The organism is Stenotrophomonas lactitubi (assembly GCF_002803515.1).
GTDB classification, from domain to species: domain Bacteria; phylum Pseudomonadota; class Gammaproteobacteria; order Xanthomonadales; family Xanthomonadaceae; genus Stenotrophomonas; species Stenotrophomonas lactitubi.
Window position 1 is genome coordinate 1609324 of the sequence record NZ_PHQX01000001.1, and the last position, 15756, is coordinate 1625079.

General features: G+C 65.6%; 8 protein-coding genes. 6 read left to right on the forward strand and 2 right to left on the reverse strand.

Annotated features, from left to right (window positions below):
- Nucleotides 1-30: 30 nt before the first annotated feature.
- The 3 genes from CR156_RS07765 to cueR all read left to right on the forward strand — a co-directional run bounded on the left by CR156_RS07765 (nucleotide 31) and on the right by cueR (nucleotide 6200).
- Entirely contained in the window at nucleotides 31-2988 is a 2958-nt protein-coding gene (locus CR156_RS07765) for a TonB-dependent receptor plug domain-containing protein (protein WP_100552410.1), read from the forward strand.
- 245 nt (nucleotides 2989-3233) lie between these two features.
- Entirely contained in the window at nucleotides 3234-5735 is a 2502-nt protein-coding gene (locus CR156_RS07770) for a heavy metal translocating P-type ATPase (protein ID WP_100552411.1), read from the forward strand.
- A 12-nt stretch (nucleotides 5736-5747) separates the two neighbouring features.
- The gene (gene cueR / locus CR156_RS07775; protein WP_100552412.1) at nucleotides 5748-6200 is read left to right on the forward strand and encodes a Cu(I)-responsive transcriptional regulator; all 453 of its coding nucleotides are present in this window, start codon (nucleotides 5748-5750) and stop codon (nucleotides 6198-6200) included.
- 77 nt (nucleotides 6201-6277) lie between these two features.
- Here the strand turns inward: cueR and CR156_RS07780 are convergent, their stop codons facing one another.
- Nucleotides 6278-6472, reverse strand: coding sequence for a heavy-metal-associated domain-containing protein (locus CR156_RS07780; protein WP_100552413.1), 195 nt, complete (start codon nucleotides 6470-6472; stop codon nucleotides 6278-6280).
- Nucleotides 6473-6635: 163 nt separating this feature from the next.
- On the reverse strand, nucleotides 6636-9707 hold the full coding sequence (locus CR156_RS07785) for a TonB-dependent receptor (RefSeq protein WP_100552414.1): 3072 nt from the start codon (nucleotides 9705-9707) through the stop codon (nucleotides 6636-6638).
- 1043 nt (nucleotides 9708-10750) lie between these two features.
- Between CR156_RS07785 and CR156_RS07790 the strand changes: the two genes are divergently transcribed.
- The 3 genes from CR156_RS07790 (at nucleotide 10751) to fucP (ending at nucleotide 15755) form a co-directional block, all read left to right on the forward strand.
- Nucleotides 10751-13225 carry a GH92 family glycosyl hydrolase gene (locus CR156_RS07790; RefSeq protein ID WP_409349545.1) on the forward strand — a complete coding sequence of 825 codons (2475 nt, stop codon included), beginning with the start codon at nucleotides 10751-10753 and terminating at the stop codon, nucleotides 13223-13225.
- A gap of 96 nt (nucleotides 13226-13321) precedes the next feature.
- Nucleotides 13322-14371: a LacI family DNA-binding transcriptional regulator gene (locus CR156_RS07795; protein ID WP_100552415.1), complete on the forward strand. Its 1050-nt coding sequence runs from the start codon at nucleotides 13322-13324 to the stop codon at nucleotides 14369-14371.
- A gap of 70 nt (nucleotides 14372-14441) precedes the next feature.
- Entirely contained in the window at nucleotides 14442-15755 is a 1314-nt protein-coding gene (fucP, locus tag CR156_RS07800) for an L-fucose:H+ symporter permease (protein ID WP_100552416.1), read from the forward strand.
- Nucleotide 15756 lies beyond the last annotated feature (1 nt).

The window sequence follows — 15756 nt, forward strand, 5'->3', positions numbered from 1 at the left end:
CGCGCGCCCACCATCCAAGAGCAACCACCCATGGCTCAGTCCGTCCGCAACCGTCGTCATCTGCTGTCCCAGGCCCTCGTGCTTGCCTTGCTGCCCTTCGCAGCGGGCGCACAGGAAGCGGCCACGTCGTCCACCAAGGACCTCGATGCCGTCACCGTTACCGGTTCGCGCATCAAGCGCGCCGGCGTCGAAGGTCCGGCCCCGGTCAACGTGATCACCGCCGCACAGATCCAGAAGGAAGGCTTCGTCACCGTCTACGACGCGCTGAAGACGCTGACCGAAGCGACCGGCACCGTCGAAGCGGCGTCGCAGTGGGGCTCGCACACACCCAACGCGAGCGGCCTGAACCTGCGCGGCATGGGGCCCAACCGCAGCCTGCTGCTGGTCAACGGCCGCCGCGTGGCCGACTACCCGCTGCCCTATGGCGGCGAGACCAATTTCTCCAACTACAGCAACATTCCTGCCGCTGCCGTGGAGCGCATCGAAGTGCTGACCGGCGGCGCGTCGGCGATCTATGGTTCGGACGCCATCGCCGGCGTGGTCAACGTCATCCTGAAGACCAACTACGACGGCGACGAAGTGCGCGTGCGCGGTGGTACCTCGACCGAAGGCGGCCGCGATACCTGGGACCTGTCCTGGGCGGGTGGCAAGACCGGCGACAACTGGAGCGTGACCTACGCTTTGCAGTACACCAAGCGCGATCCGCTGTTCGGCCGCGACCGGCCGCAGATGGACGACGCTGATGATGCGCTGTACCCGTCCTGGAACATGGAGCAGCGCAAGGTCGGCTTCCGTCCCACCGCAGGCCTGGCGCTGATCGACCCGAGCAACGGCCAGCGCCTGGCACCGCCGGACGGCACCTGCGAGAAATTCGCTGGTGAGTACTACACCGCCGATCGGCTGGTCTACAACTACAACGCCAATACGGTGAGCAACACCGGCCGCCTGTGCGGCATGAGCGCCGACTACGCCAACTGGCTGCTGACTGGCGGCTCGGAGAACGTGTCGGGCAATCTCTATGGCACCTTCGATTTCGGTGATGGCCTGCAGGCCTGGAGCAACCTGGCGGTGTACCGGTCCGAGGCGATCTGGGGCACCAATCCCCCCAGCGTTTCGTTGATCGACGATGCCAACGGCTATTACTGGGATGCCAACCGCAATCGCCCGGTGCTCGGCGTGCGCCAGTTCACGCCGAACGAAGTCGGTGGCCTGGACACGCTGCGCAATACCAACCGCGAGTTGTCGTGGGATATCAGCGCAGGCCTGCGCGGACGCCTGGCCGATCGCTTCGACTGGAGCGCCACGGTTGGCCGTTCCTACTACCGCGTTGAAGAGCGGCAGAACGTGGTGGACGAACAGAAGTCGTACGACTTCTTCCTCGGCCCACGGCTGGGCACCACCGGCGACGGTGAGGCCATCTACGCATTGAACGAGGCGCGCTGGTGGAACCCGATCACCCCGGACCAGTACTGGCAGATGGGCACGGTCGCGAAGAACCGCGCATCCTCCTACGTCAACCAGGCCTCGGCCGACATCACTGGTGAACTGTTGCAGGGCTGGGCTGGTCCGATTTCGTTCGCGGCGGTGGCCGAAGTGGCGAAGCAGGGCTATCACCTCAGCCCGGATCCGCGTGCCGGCATCGATTTCGACCTGCAGAACGTTGATCGTGGCGGCGGTGAGCGCACCCGCTATTCGGCCGGTGTCGAGTTCAAGATTCCCTTGGCCGACAGCCTGATCGCCACCGCTGCGGCACGCTACGACCGTTATGGAAGCTACAAGGCCGACGGCGGCGGCGAGGCGCTGGATGTCGGCAGCCAGAAGGAAACCACCTGGAATGCCGGTCTGGAATGGCGACCGTTCGAGTCGCTGCTGGTACGCGGTTCCTACGCGACCAGCTTCCACGCGCCGGACATGCACTACCTGCTGGGCCAGGCCAGCAGTTCCGAGGTGCTGACCTACGACCGCCTGCGCTGCATCGAGAGCGGCGCGTATCTGGTCAACAACTGCGGCGTGGGCAATACCGATGTCTGGTATGCGTTCGACGTGAACCGTCGGGGCACGCCACTGCTGCGCTCGGAGACCGGCAATTCGTGGACGGTCGGCTTCGTCTGGGACGTACTGCCGAACCTGTCGATGAGCGCGGATTACTGGGCGATCAAGCTGGAAGACATGATCGTCGACGTCGGTGCGGACGAAGTACTGGCCAGCGAAGCGGGCTGCCTGACCGGCAAGAACATGGACGGTACGCCGTGGGCGAACCCGGCGGGTGGCGAGTACTGCGCCGGCATCCTCGCCCGGGTGAATCGTGACAGCAGCGGGCGGTTGGTGTCGATCGAGCGCGGGCCGTTCAACCTGGCCAGCCGTGAGGTGCGTGGCATCGACCTGAGCGCGCGTTATCGGCTGGAGACGGCCGCATGGGGCAGCTTCCAGCTGGGGGTGAACTACACCAACCAGATCTCCACGAAGGAGCAGCGCTACGCCAACGATCCGAACCCCGAGCGCCGTGACCGTGATCTGCGCAGCAAGCTGCGCGCGAGCTTGGCCTGGCAGGGCGGCAACTGGAACGCGAACGTGTATGCCGACCGCATCGGCTCGGTGCCGGGCGTGCGCTATCACTGGGGCACCGACCGCCTGGACAACCCCGGCGGCTGCCTGCCTTTCGCCGATGGCTACGTGCCCAGCGACAGTCCGTCGTTGAACTGCCTGGAGCCTGCCACCCGTCCGGATGGATCGGCCAATCCGAACCCGAATGCGGGGCAGCAGACGGCGCGCTATTACGGCCGGGTCGGGCCGTTCATTACCTGGAACTTCAATGTCGGCTACCAGGTGACCGAGTTCATGAAGGTCAATCTGTACGTGAACAACGCGTTCAACGCGACCAGCTGGAACCACAAGGACCCCTACAAGGTCGACTACGATTTCGCCCCGACGCGTCTGCTTGGTGCGGTGGGCCGCGAGTTCGCGCTGGAGTATGTGTTCACGTTCTGAGGGACGGCGGCGCCGGGCATGACCCGGCGCCAGCCACGGGGTGACGGGCAGCCACGCATGGCGTGGCTCTACTGGGCGCGCGCGGGATGACGTGCAGCCACGCATGGCGTGGCTCTGCTGCGGCTTTGCAGTAGATCCACGCCATGCGTGGATGGGCCGCTGGCCGGGCGGGGTGGATTTGACCTTCCCACGATGGCAAGGTCTAGGCTGGTCATCTCTCCAGATGGAACCAGGGAAACCAGGCCATGAGCACCTCTAGCGTTACCGCCGTCCCCGGGACGGCTTCCACCCTCAGCCTGCCGATCGAAGGCATGACCTGCGCCAGCTGTGTTGGCCGGGTCGAAGCGGCCCTGGCCAAGGTCGAGGGGGTCGCCAGCGTGTCGGTCAACCTGGCCACCGAGCGCGCGGACATCCGCTCCTCTGGCCCGGTCGACCGCGACGCTTTGATCCAGGCGGTGGAAAGCGTGGGTTATGAGGTACCGGCGGCGACCACCGAACTGGCCGTGGAAGGCATGACCTGCGCGTCCTGCGTCGGCCGCGTGGAGCGCGCGCTGTTGGCGGTGCCGGGTGTCAGCCAGGCCAGCGTCAACCTGGCCACCGAACGAGCGACCGTGCGCGGCGTCGCTGGCATCGACGCACTGGTGGCGGCGATCGACAAGGTCGGCTACGCGGCGCACGCGATCGATGGCGGCACCCAGGTCGATGAGGAAGCGGCGGAAAAGAAGGATGCCGAGCGGGTGGCGCTGAAACGCGACCTGATCCTGGCCAGCGTGCTGGCAGCACCGGTGTTCGTGCTGGAAATGGGTTCGCACCTGATTCCCGGCATGCATCACTGGGTGATGTCCACGATCGGCCTCCAGGCCAGCTGGTACCTGCAGTTCGTGCTGACCACGCTGGTCCTGGCCATTCCCGGCCGGCGCTTCTACCAGAAGGGCTTCCCGGCGCTGCTGCGCTTGGCGCCGGACATGAACTCGCTGGTGGCGGTGGGTACCGCGGCGGCGTTCGGCTATTCGGTCGTGGCCACCTTCATCCCGCACCTGTTGCCGGCGGGCACGGTGAATGTCTACTACGAAGCGGCGGCAGTGATCGTCGCGCTGATCCTGCTCGGCCGGTTCCTGGAGGTGCGCGCGAAAGGCCGCACGTCAGAGGCGATCAAGCGCCTGGTCAACCTGCAGGCCAAGGTGGCGCACGTCAGCCGCGAAGGGCGTATCGTCGATATCCCGATCAACGAGGTACTGCTGGGCGACCTGCTGGAAGTGCGTCCGGGCGAGCGCGTGCCGGTGGATGGTGAGGTGACTGAAGGTCGCAGCTTCGTCGACGAGTCGATGATCACCGGTGAGCCGATCCCGGTGGAGAAGTCGGCAGGCAGCGGCGTGGTCGGCGGCACCGTCAACCAGAAGGGCGCACTGACCCTGCGTGCGACGGCGGTGGGTGGGCAGACCATGCTGGCGCAGATCATCCGTCTGGTTGAGCAGGCGCAGGGCTCCAAGCTGCCGATCCAGGCCGTGGTCGACAAGGTGACGCTGTGGTTCGTGCCGGCGGTGATGCTGGCGGCCCTCGCTACGTTCCTGGTGTGGCTGATCTTCGGGCCGTCGCCGGCGCTGACCTTCGCGCTGGTCAATGCCGTGGCCGTGCTGATCATTGCCTGCCCGTGCGCCATGGGGCTGGCGACGCCGACCTCGATCATGGTCGGCACCGGCCGCGGCGCCGAGATGGGCGTGCTGTTCCGCAAGGGCGAGGCGCTGCAGTTGTTGAAGGACGCCAAGGTGGTGGCGGTGGACAAGACCGGCACCTTGACCGAAGGCCGCCCGTTGCTGACCGACCTGGAGATCGCCGACGGCTTCGATCGCGCGCAGGTACTGGCACGGGTGGCAGCGGTGGAGTCGCGCTCGGAACATCCGATCGCCCGCGCCATTGTCGAGGCAGCGACGGAGGAGGGCATCGCGCTGCCGGCGATGGTTGATTTCGAGTCGGTGACCGGCATGGGCGTGCGTGCCATCGTCGATGGCGCACGCGTGGAAGTGGGCGCCGATCGTTTCATGCGTTCGCTGGGCGTGGACATCGGCAGTTTCGCCGCGCTGGCCGATCGCCTGGGCAACGAAGGAAAGTCGCCGCTGTATGCCGCCATCGATGGCCGCCTGGCGGCGATCATCGCCGTCTCCGATCCGATCAAGCCGAGTACGCCGGCCGCCATTGCCGCCCTGCACCAGCTTGGCCTGAAGGTGGCCATGATCACCGGTGACAACGCCGCTACCGCGCAGGCCATCGCCCGCCAGCTCGGCATCGATGAAGTGGTGGCCGAAGTGCTGCCGGAAGGCAAGGTGGAGGCAGTGCGCCGGTTGAAGGCGGCTTACGGTCAGATCGCGTTCGTCGGTGATGGCATCAACGATGCGCCGGCGCTGGCCGAGGCTGATGTCGGCCTGGCCATCGGCACCGGCACCGACGTCGCGGTGGAGTCGGCCGACGTGGTGCTGATGTCCGGCAACCTGCAGGGCGTGCCCAACGCCATCGCGCTGTCGAAGGCGACCATCGGCAACATCCGCCAGAATCTGTTCTGGGCCTTTGCGTACAACACCGCATTGATTCCGGTCGCGGCCGGTGCGCTGTATCCGGTATGGGGCGTGTTGCTGTCACCGGTGTTCGCCGCCGGTGCCATGGCCCTGTCCAGCGTGTTCGTGCTCGGCAATGCGCTGCGCCTGCGGCGCTTCCAGGCGCCGATGGCGGACGCGTCCCATGCGGCCCACTGAAGGAGCAATTGCATGAACATCGGTGAAGCATCGAAGGCATCCAGCGTGTCGGCCAAGATGATCCGCTACTACGAGCAGATCGGCCTGATTCCGCCGGCTGACCGCACCGGCGCGGGCTATCGCGCCTATTCGCAGGCCGACGTGCATCGGCTGCGTTTCATCCGTCGCGCGCGTGATCTCGGCTTTTCGGTGGCCGAGATCACCGACCTGCTGGGCCTGTGGAACGACACGTCGCGCCACAGCGCCGACGTCAAGCGCCTGGCCGAGCAGCACATCGATGACCTGGAACAGCGCATCGAGAACATGCGGCAGATGGCCGACACGTTGAAGTCGTTGATCAGCTGCTGCGCCGGCGATGATCGACCCGAGTGCCCGATCCTGCAGCGGCTGGGCGAGGGCGAAGAGGGCGCTGCGCCGGTTGCAGCGCCCGCCGGGGCAGTACGCAGGCGCGCGCGCAGGACCTGACGAAGACAGATGGAAAAGAAAATGCCCGCCCCGGCAATTGCGCGGGGCGGGCATTGTTCATGCAGTTGGCAGCGTGATCAGGCCGTACGTGGCGGGAAACCCGCTTCGGTCAGTGCCGCGACGATCTGTGCTTGGCTGGCCGACGTCTGTACCTGCACGCGGCGGCTTGCCGGGTCGGCCGACACGGTCGCTGCCGGGTCGACCAGTTCGATCGCCTTGGTCACGCTGCGCGCGCAGCCACCGCAGGTCATGCCTTCCACATGGAATTCCATCTGTAGCTCCTTCGATTCACTTGGGGGTGGAGGCAGTGTGCACCTTGCAACGATGGCAGGGTCAAGCGTTCCCCGGAGCGAAGGCACCACAAAAAACGGCAGCCACCTGTACCAGCGCGGCTGCCGTGGAGGATCGTCCCCGCCCACAGGCGGGGGTGAGGCCTTAGAACTTCCAGTTCACGCCGAAGTACAACTGGCGGCCGGCATACAGGTTGGACAGCAGACGGGCCTGGCTGTCATTGCCGATGTAGCTGCGCAGTTCCGACTTGGTGGCGTTCAGCACTGCCGCGGTGACCGTCCAGTCCTGCGTGAGGTTGTAGGCAACGTTCAGGTCGAGCTGGCTGTACGGCTTGGTGTAGGCGGTCATGCCATTCTGCAGCCCGCCAACCACTTCACCGCGACGGTTGTACGAGGCGCGGGCCAGGATCTTGTCGTTCTCGTAGAACACGGTCACGTTGGCCTGGTTCTTGGCGCTGCCGACCAGCGGCGACGAACCGATCTCTTCGCCATCAAGCACGATCGAGGCCAGGTTGGTGTCGTTGTAGGTGTAGTTGGCCTGCACACCAAAGCCCATGTCGAAGGTGTACTGGCCGTACAGTTCCACGCCCTGCGAGACGCCATCACGGCCGTTGGCCTCGGTGCGGTACTTCTGCACGGTGACCGTCTGGCCGCCGACGGTCATCTGCTGATCGCGCACCACCGGCACGGTGAAGTTGTCCACGTTCTTGCGGAACAGCGCGACACCGGCTGCGGAACCCGGCTTGAAGTACCACTCCAGGCCGATGTCGAACTGAACGGCCTTGAACGGTTCCAGTGCCTTGTTGCTGCCCGACCCATACCAGCCGGGAGTGTCGGTGCCGCCAGCGACGCGGCGGTCGTTGCTGTATTCCTCGCTGATGTAGGTGAGGCCGCCGGGATAGGCAATGCTGGTATAGCCCGGGCGGGCGATCACTTTCGAAGCCGCGCCACGCAGCACCAGGTTGTCGGTGATATCCCAGGCGATGTTGAAGCTGGGCAGGAAGTCGGTGTAGGTCTTGTCCAACGAGGCCAAGGTGAAGACCTTGTCGCTGGCCTGGGTGTCAGGCACGCGCACGAAGCCGCCCTGGCAGCGCAGGGTGGGATCGGCGGCCGGGTCATCGCAGCTCATCGGCGCGCCGCTGGCGTTGTCCACGAAGTAGTCGTTGAAGCGTTCGACCGAATCGCTGGACTGGGCAAACTGCCTGGTGCGCACCACGCGCACGCCGACGTTGCCGCGTACGCGCTCGGTACGGAAGTTGGCCTGGAAGTAGCCCGAGTAGATCTTCTCGTTGACGTCGTAGACGAAGTCTTCCTCGGTGCGGTTATGCGAGCCGCCGTAGGTCTTGTTCAGGTAATCGATGTAGGCCGGGTAGTTGATGCCCGGGAACACGTTGGCGTTGAAGCCGCCGGCAATGTTGCTGATCGGGTTGGACAGGAAGAAGCCGGGCTGGGCATCGCCGGCAGTTGAATCGCAACCGGCCTGGTAGCGGTTGTTCTTGTAGTCCGCCGGGTCCAGGCCCTGGCACACCCAGTAGGTATTGCCGGTATTGCGGTGCACCTTGCCGTCCCGGTACTTGGTGCCGAACTGGATCGAATCCAGCCAACCGGCTTCGAACAGTTTGGTGAAATCGGCCTGGAAGTAGTTCTGCTCGACCTCGGTCTGCATCCACGACGAGTCGGTGGAGCCGGTGTCCACTTCGGCGATGCCGGCCATCAACTGCTGCTGCAGATCCGGTGAGAACTGTGCCGATGGCGTACCGGTCAGGTCCCAGGCGGTGTAATTGACAGACTGCCAATCTTTTCCGACCTTTCGGCGCGGCTTGGCCGACATCCGGAAGTTCATCGACGGGCCGCCTTCAGACCAGGTGCGGCCGCCGGTGAACGACGCCTTCCACAGCGGGCTGATGTCCCAATCGATGGTCAGGTCGGCGGTCTGCGAGAGCGCTTTTTCCTTGCTGTAGCCACCGGTCAGCTGCGGGGTAGGCATGGTGCAGTCATCCGGGCCCCAGCCGCCCGGTGCCAGGCCGGCCGCCTTCGCCTGCTCTTCGCTGCAGATATATGTCTTGCCCGGCAGCTTTTCGAACTGTGCGCCGGTCACGATGCTGCCACTGGGGTCGAAGTCCAGCCCATTGAGCAGTCGTCCGCCAGCCCAGTTCCCGTCGCCGTTGAAGCGCGCCATGCTCCACTCCGGCACCTTCAGCATGTTCTGGGTGTAGTCACCCTGCAGCTCGAAGCGGAAGTAGTTGGCGGTCAGGGTCAGGTTGTCGATCGGCTTGAACTGGAAGGTCAGCTGGCCGCCCGTGCGCTCGCGCTTCTCTTCCTTCACCGCGAAGTTCACCGAGGTCGGCATGAAGAACTCGCTGTAGTTCTTGCCGGTCTGGTTGTTGAAGCCGGACTTGCCCCACCAGTAATGGATGCCGTCCTGTTCCAGCAGGTTGCCGTTGGCATCACGGGCGGTGGTGCCGTTGCCGTACCACTGATAGTCCTCGGTGCTGGCTTCCATGGTGCGGCTGGTGCGATTCTGCTGGGTCACGCCGACCAGCACGCCGAAGCGCTCGTCCTTGCTGTGCCAGGAATACAGCGCCGACACCTGCGGGTCGACGTCGTGGCTGGTGTCGGACGAGGTGCCTTCCAGGTTCACGTAGCCGGAATTGGCTTCCATATCCAGCGGGCGGCGGGTGTGCAGGATGACCGTGCCGCCGATGCCGCCTTCGTCGATGCGAGCTTCCGGCGACTTGAACAGCTCGGCGCTGGACAGCATGTTCGACGGCAGCAGGGTGTAGTTGAACGAGCGGGTGGCTTCGTTGTTGGTTTCCGACGAGGCGACGAAGTTGCCGTTCAACTGAGTCAGGGTCAGGTCGGGCGCGAGGCCGCGCACGCTGACCGACTTGCCTTCGCCACCGCTGCGGGTGATGACCACGCCGGGCACGCGCTGCAGCGCGTCGGCCACGTTCTTGTCGGGGAACTTGCCAACGTCCTCGGCGGTGATCACTTCGACCACGGCGTTGGCGTCGCGCTTCTGCTGCAGGCTCTTTTCGATTGCGTAGCGATAGCCGGTGACCTGGACGCTGTCCAGGGTGGTGGCGTCCTGCGCGCCGGTCGTTGCCGCCTGCTGCGCGGAAGCGCCAAGCGGGGCGACGGCGGCGGCCAGGGCCAGCGCGATGGCCAGCGACAACGCGTCGTGGCCCTGCGTACGTGTTGAATGCTTCATTGCCATCTCTCCCTCTCTCCTGGATTGATCCGGTGACTGACTGACGCGGAAACTTGAATCGATCTAATTCGTGATGCCGATCTTGCCTTCGCCCTGCAGATGCAGCGAGCGCCTGGCAGATAGCGCGGCACGTCCTGTCTTGCTCCCCAACTCCGGGCCATCGCGCTGTCGTCTTGGATCGATCTAAGCGATGGGCGGGGCGATTTTTAGCACGGCAACGGCGCCGACGCATGTTGCTGCGCAATATGGCAGCGACGTGTCGTACAAATGACCCTTCGGGGAAAATTGCTGTAAGCGGTTACATGCGCAAACGGAGTGGGTCGGCCGGGCTGCGCCCGGCACCCGCAGAGGCCGAAGCCAAGGCAGCAGCAACAGCAAGGGCAACAGCCGGCTCTGGGTTGTCTGTTGGTTGGGCGGGTCGGTGTGGGTTGGCAGGACACGCCGTAAACCCATCCATGGGGCTCGATGGCGCCATCCATGGCGCCAACGGTCCTGCCAACCCACACCGCCCCGCCCCCGACAGATCTCTGGTGACGGACGGCTTATCCACGCCTTGCGTGGATCAAATTCGTCGAAATCGAATATTTCGATAGTTCATCGAAGAGCATCCACGCATGGCGTGGATCTACCGTGTCGACCAAGGTCGACACCCACCAGGAGCACCCAATGCCATTCCAGCAGATCGCGGGAAACTGTCGAAGGCGGGGTGGGTCCGGTTGCGGGGGCGTGAGCGCCATGGATGGCGCGACCGAGCTTACATGGACGTACTTGCAGCGTCCCCCGCAGCCGGACCCACCCCGCCATCCCACGGAATGCAGCTGTTGCTGTTGTCGTTGCCGTTGCTTCGGCCGTTGCCTCTGCGGGTGCCGGGCGCAGCCCGGCCGAAGCCAACCCTTCATGCTGCGCCGCAGAATGCATTGGGCGAAATTCCCATGCTCTACTTGAATCGATCTAAATCCGCCGGGGTGCGGATTTATACCGATGGAAACGAGGGCTCGGCCTGTGCGGCCGGTCCTTCGCTGCCGCCCTGCCGCCAAGGAGTCCTGCCCGTGACCAGGTTGTCCCACCGTCGTCCCGACCGCCGCCTGTCGGCACTGTCCCATCGGCCCTTCGCCCGCATCGCCTGCCTGTTGGCCCTCGCGGTGACGCCCTGGCTGCAGGCCGCGCCGGCCGCGCTGGAGCGCGAGGTCAACACCTTCATCGGCAGCAAGGATGACGGCAACACCTTCCCCGGTGCCTCGGCGCCGTTCGGCCTGATCCAGGTCAGCCCGATCGGCAGCCACTATTCGGGCTGGCGCTACGACGACGACAAGATCCGCGGCTTCGGCCACTCCTTCCTGTCCGGCGCCGGTTGCTGGGAGCAGGGTGGGCAGGTCTCGGTGCTGCCGGTGACGGGCAGCATCGGTCCCCGCGGCGACTTCGATACCGCCAACCCCAAGCAGTTCGACCACAAGGCGTATGCCTCGGCCTATACCCATGACGGCGAAATCGGCCAGGCCGGCTACTACAAGGTGCGTCTGACCAGCTACGGCGGCATTGATGCGGAAGCGACGGCGCGTACCCGCGCGGCTGCCGAGCGTTACACCTTCAGCCAGGGCAAGGGCGATGGTCACGTGCTGGTCAATGTCGGTCAGGCCAACGAGCGCCACTCGGTGATCGGCAGCGTGGTCGACGTGGTGGGTGACCGCGTGGTCGAAGGCAAGCTGGTCACCAAGAGCTTCTGTGGTGGCCATCAGTACACCACCTGGTTCCGTATCGAATTCGACCGTCCGTTCAAGGCGCATGGCACCTGGGGCGAGGGCGGTGGCCTGCCGGGCGCGCGCCACAGCATGGAAGGCGAGCAGAAGCCGAATGGCGCGTGGCTCAGCTTCGACCTGGGCAAGGGCAAGTCGGTTACTGCCGTCAGCGCGATTTCGCATGTGGACGCCGAAGGTGCGCGCAACAACCTGCGCGCCGAGGGCATGCAGGGCGGGGCGCTGCTCGGCTTCGAACGCATGCGCGCGCTGTCGCAGCAATCGTGGCGTGAGCAGCTGGCACGCGTGCGTGTGCAGGGCGGCACTGCCGACGATCGCACCGTGTTCTACAGCGCGGTCTATCACGCACTGCTGCAGCCGATGACCGGCAACGATGCCGATGGCCGCTACCGTGGCTATGACGATGGCATCCATCGCGCCGATGGCTGGACCTACTACGAGTACTTCTCGCTGTGGGATACCTACCGTGCGCAGAACCAGTGGCTGGCACTGACCCGTCCGGACGTGGCGCGCGACATCGGCCGTACTCTGCTGGCGATCGACGAGCAGGGTGGCTGGTTGCCGCGCTGGGGCTATGCCAACTTCGAGACCAACATCATGACCGGTGATCCGGTCACCCCGTTCATGGTCGACCTGTGGCGCTTCGGTGCGCTCAAAGGCCGTGAATCGCAGGCATGGGACGCGCTGCGCCGCAATGCCTTCGGCACGCCGCCGCTGAACTCGCGCATGGCCGGCCGTTCCGGCAATCCAACCTATCTGGACAAGGGCTACGTGGTCTACGACCGCGCGTTCCCGTCCAAGGGCATGGACGTTGATCCGCACCACGGTGGTTCGGCTACCTTGGAATACGCGCTGGCCGACTGTGCGCTTTCGCAGATGGCCGATGGCCTCGGCCATGCGCAGGACGCGGCGACGCTGCGTGAGCGCGGTCGCAACTGGCGCAAGGTGTGGGACCCGCAGGTGCGTGATGCCGAGACCGGCTTCACCGGTTTCCCGCGTCCGCGTACCGAGGATGGCCAGTGGTACACCCCGGCCGATGGCCACTACAGCCCGCGCTCGCACCATGGTTTCCATGAAGGCACGGCTTGGCAGTACCAGTGGCTGGCGCAGCAGGACGTGCCGGGCCTGGTCGAAGCGATGGACGGCCGCGAACAGGCCGGCCGCCGCCTCGATGCCTTCTTCGCGATGGATGCGCTGCAGGCCGACCCGCTCAATGCCGCCCGCAAGGAATGGGTGGTCGGCCCGTACAGCTACTACAACCAGTTCCGCTACAACCCCAACAACGAGCCCGACCTGCATTCGCCGTGGCTGTATACGCTGATCGGCCAGCCGTGGAAGACCGCCGCGGTGGTGCGTGCGGCGCAGCAGCTGTTCACCAATGCACCCAACGGTGTGACCGGCAACGACGACCTCGGCACGATGTCGGCCTGGTACCTGTTCAGTGCGATCGGCGTGTACCCGGCGGTGCCGGGCAGCGGCGAGTTCCTGCTGCACACGCCGCGCTTTGCCAAGGTCGAGGTCGAGCTGGGCAATGGCCGCACCCTGCGCATCGAGGCGCCAGGCGCCGATGGCCGCCGCCTGCAGTACGTGCAGGGCGTGCAGGTTGATGGCCAGGCACATGCGCCGGTATGGCTGGGCTGGAACCAGCTGCAGCAGGGCCCGAAGCTGCGCTTCGCGCTTGACGGCACGGCGCCGACGCAGGGCTGGGGCACGGCGGTGAAGGATCTGCCGGTGTCCTGGTGTGCGGCACCAGGCAGCCAGCTGCACTGAGCCGGGCTGTGCCGTTCGAGGCAACCCAGCGAACGGCACGGCACGACAGGGCCGCGATCCATTAGGCTTGAGCATCCATCGGAGTGCGGGAAGACGATGAACGACAACGGCGGCAGTTCCAGCAAGCGTTCCGGCAAGGCGGTGACGGTGACCGACATCGCCCGTGCCATCGGCGTTTCGCGCGCGACCGTGTCGCTGGTGCTGCGCGGCAGCCCGCTGGTCAACGTCGATACCCGCGCCCGGGTGGAGGCCGAGCTGCGGCGCCAGCGCTACGTCTACAACCGTGCTGCAGCGAACCTGCGGCGACGCACATCGTCCAGCATCGCGCTGGTGATCAACGATCTGTCCAACCCGTTCTTCGCCGAATTCGCCTCCGGTGTGGATGAAGCGCTGGGTGGGCGTGGCTACGTGACCCTGCTCGGCAGTACCGGCGAGTCACCCGAGCGCCAGCAGGCGGTGCTGTCCACGTTGATGGAACACACGCCTGCGGGCCTGATCCTGTCACCGGCCGAAGGCAGCGATGCCACGCTGCTGCGGCAGGCGCTGGGTGCCAATGCCAACGTATTGCTGTTCAACCGCGAACTGGACGGCGCCGAGTGGGACTTCCTGACCCTGGACAACCAGCATGGCGCCTACCTGGCCACCCGCCACCTGATCGAGCGCGGCCATCGCCAGATCGCGTTCTTCGGTGGCCACGCCGCATCGAGTTCCTGCCACCAGCGCCGCGCGGGTTTCCAGCAGGCACTGGCCGAAGCCGGGCTGGCGCTGCCGCCGGGCTGGATGATCGAATCGGCACCCAACCGTCTGGAAGCGGCCGCGCGCACCGACGAACTGTTCGTCGACGGCCATCGGCCGAGCGCGGCGGTCTGCTACAACGACACCGTCGCGCTGGGGCTGATGCTGGGCCTGAACTCGCGCGGCATCCGCCCCGGCGGTGACTTCGCGGTGACCGGCTTTGATGATATTTCCGAAGCGTCGGTCGCCGTGCCGCCGCTGACCACCTTGACCGCCGATCCTCGCGAGCGCGGCCGGCAGGCGGCGTCCCTGCTGCTGCAGCGGCTGGAGGAACCGGATGCGCCACCACGGCGCACGGTCGCCCCGGTACAGTTGCGCATCCGCGAAAGCAGTGCCGCACGTCCGAACTGATGCTCTGCTGCTGAACTGATTGCACCCTTCCACGCACCAACGACCTTTCGCGCATCGAGGCGCGTACCGCATGCCGATCTCCGCAACGCCCCGCCCATCGGGTTCCCCGGGCAACCAGCCTGCCGTCACCAACGGCAAGGCGCTGGCCGTGGTCACCACCATCTTCTTCATGTGGGGCTTCCTGACCTGCCTCAACGACATCCTGATTCCGCATCTGAAGGCGGTGTTCGAACTGAACTACGCCAAGGCGATGCTGGTGCAGTTCACTTTCTTCGGCACCTACTTCCTGATGTCGTTGCCGGCCGGGCGGCTGGTGGCAGCGCTGGGTTACAAGAAGGGCATCGTGGCCGGTCTGGTGATCGCCGGCATTGGCGCGCTGGGCTTCTGGCCGGCCGCTGAGCTGCGCGTCTATGGCGCCTTCCTCGGTGCGTTGTTCGTGCTGGCCACCGGCATCACCGTGCTGCAGGTCGCGGCCAACCCGTATGTGGCGCTGCTTGGCCCTGAGCAGACCAGCTCCAGCCGCCTGACCCTGGCGCAGGCGTTGAACTCGCTGGGTACGGCCATCGCGCCGATCTTCGGCGGCATGCTGATCCTGTCCAACACGGCCATGAGCGGTGAGCAGATTGCTGCACTGCCGGCCGCCGAACAGCTGGCCTACCGTACCGCCGAGGCGCACGCAGTGCAGGGCCCCTACGTGGGCCTGGCCATTGCGCTGGTGCTGCTGGCCCTGTTCGTATTCCTGTTCCGCCTGCCGGCGCTGAACGACACCACCGAGCAGGCTGACGAGGGTCATCAGCACAGCTACCTGGACGCGCTGCGCAAGCGCCATCTGCTGCTGGGTGTGCTCGGCATCTTCTTCTACGTCGGCGCTGAAGTGTCGATCGGCAGCTTCCTGGTCAACTACCTGTCGATGCCCACCATCGGCGGCTTCAGCGAGCAGGAAGCCACCCACTATGTGTCGGCCTACTGGACGATGGCGATGATCGGTCGCTTCGCAGGTTCGGCACTGCTGGCGCGCTTCTCGCCGAGCCGACTGCTGGCGATCTTCGCGCTGGTCAATGTCGGCCTGCTGACGCTGACCATGATGACCTCCGGCAATGTCGCGCTGTACTCGGTGGTAGCGATCGGCCTGTTCAATTCGATCATGTTCCCCACTATCTTCGCGCTCAGCATCGAGCGTCTGGGCCCGCTGACCAGCAAGGGCTCGAGCCTGCTGATCATGGCCATCGTCGGTGGCGCCGTGGTGCCTTACCTGCAGGGCGTTCTGGCCGACCACGTCGGCGTGCAGGCCAGCTTCATCCTGCCGCTGCTGTGCTACGGCTACATCATTTTCTACGGACTGGTCGGCGCCCGCGCGCCGGCTGCCGGCACGCAGGGAGGCTGAG

Bases quoted from the DNA above. Each gene is read 5' to 3' on its own strand.
- cueR (WP_100552412.1), top strand. From the start codon at position 5,748: ATGAACATCGGTGAAGCATCGAAGGCATCCAGCGTGTCGGCCAAGATG.
- CR156_RS07770 (WP_100552411.1), top strand. From the start codon at position 3,234: ATGAGCACCTCTAGCGTTACCGCCGTCCCCGGGACGGCTTCCACCCTC.
- CR156_RS07765 (WP_100552410.1), top strand. From the start codon at position 31: ATGGCTCAGTCCGTCCGCAACCGTCGTCATCTGCTGTCCCAGGCCCTC.
- CR156_RS07785 (WP_100552414.1), bottom strand. From the start codon at position 9,707: ATGGCAATGAAGCATTCAACACGTACGCAGGGCCACGACGCGTTGTCG.
- CR156_RS07780 (WP_100552413.1), bottom strand. From the start codon at position 6,472: ATGGAATTCCATGTGGAAGGCATGACCTGCGGTGGCTGCGCGCGCAGC.
- CR156_RS07795 (WP_100552415.1), top strand. From the start codon at position 13,322: ATGAACGACAACGGCGGCAGTTCCAGCAAGCGTTCCGGCAAGGCGGTG.
- fucP (WP_100552416.1), top strand. From the start codon at position 14,442: ATGCCGATCTCCGCAACGCCCCGCCCATCGGGTTCCCCGGGCAACCAG.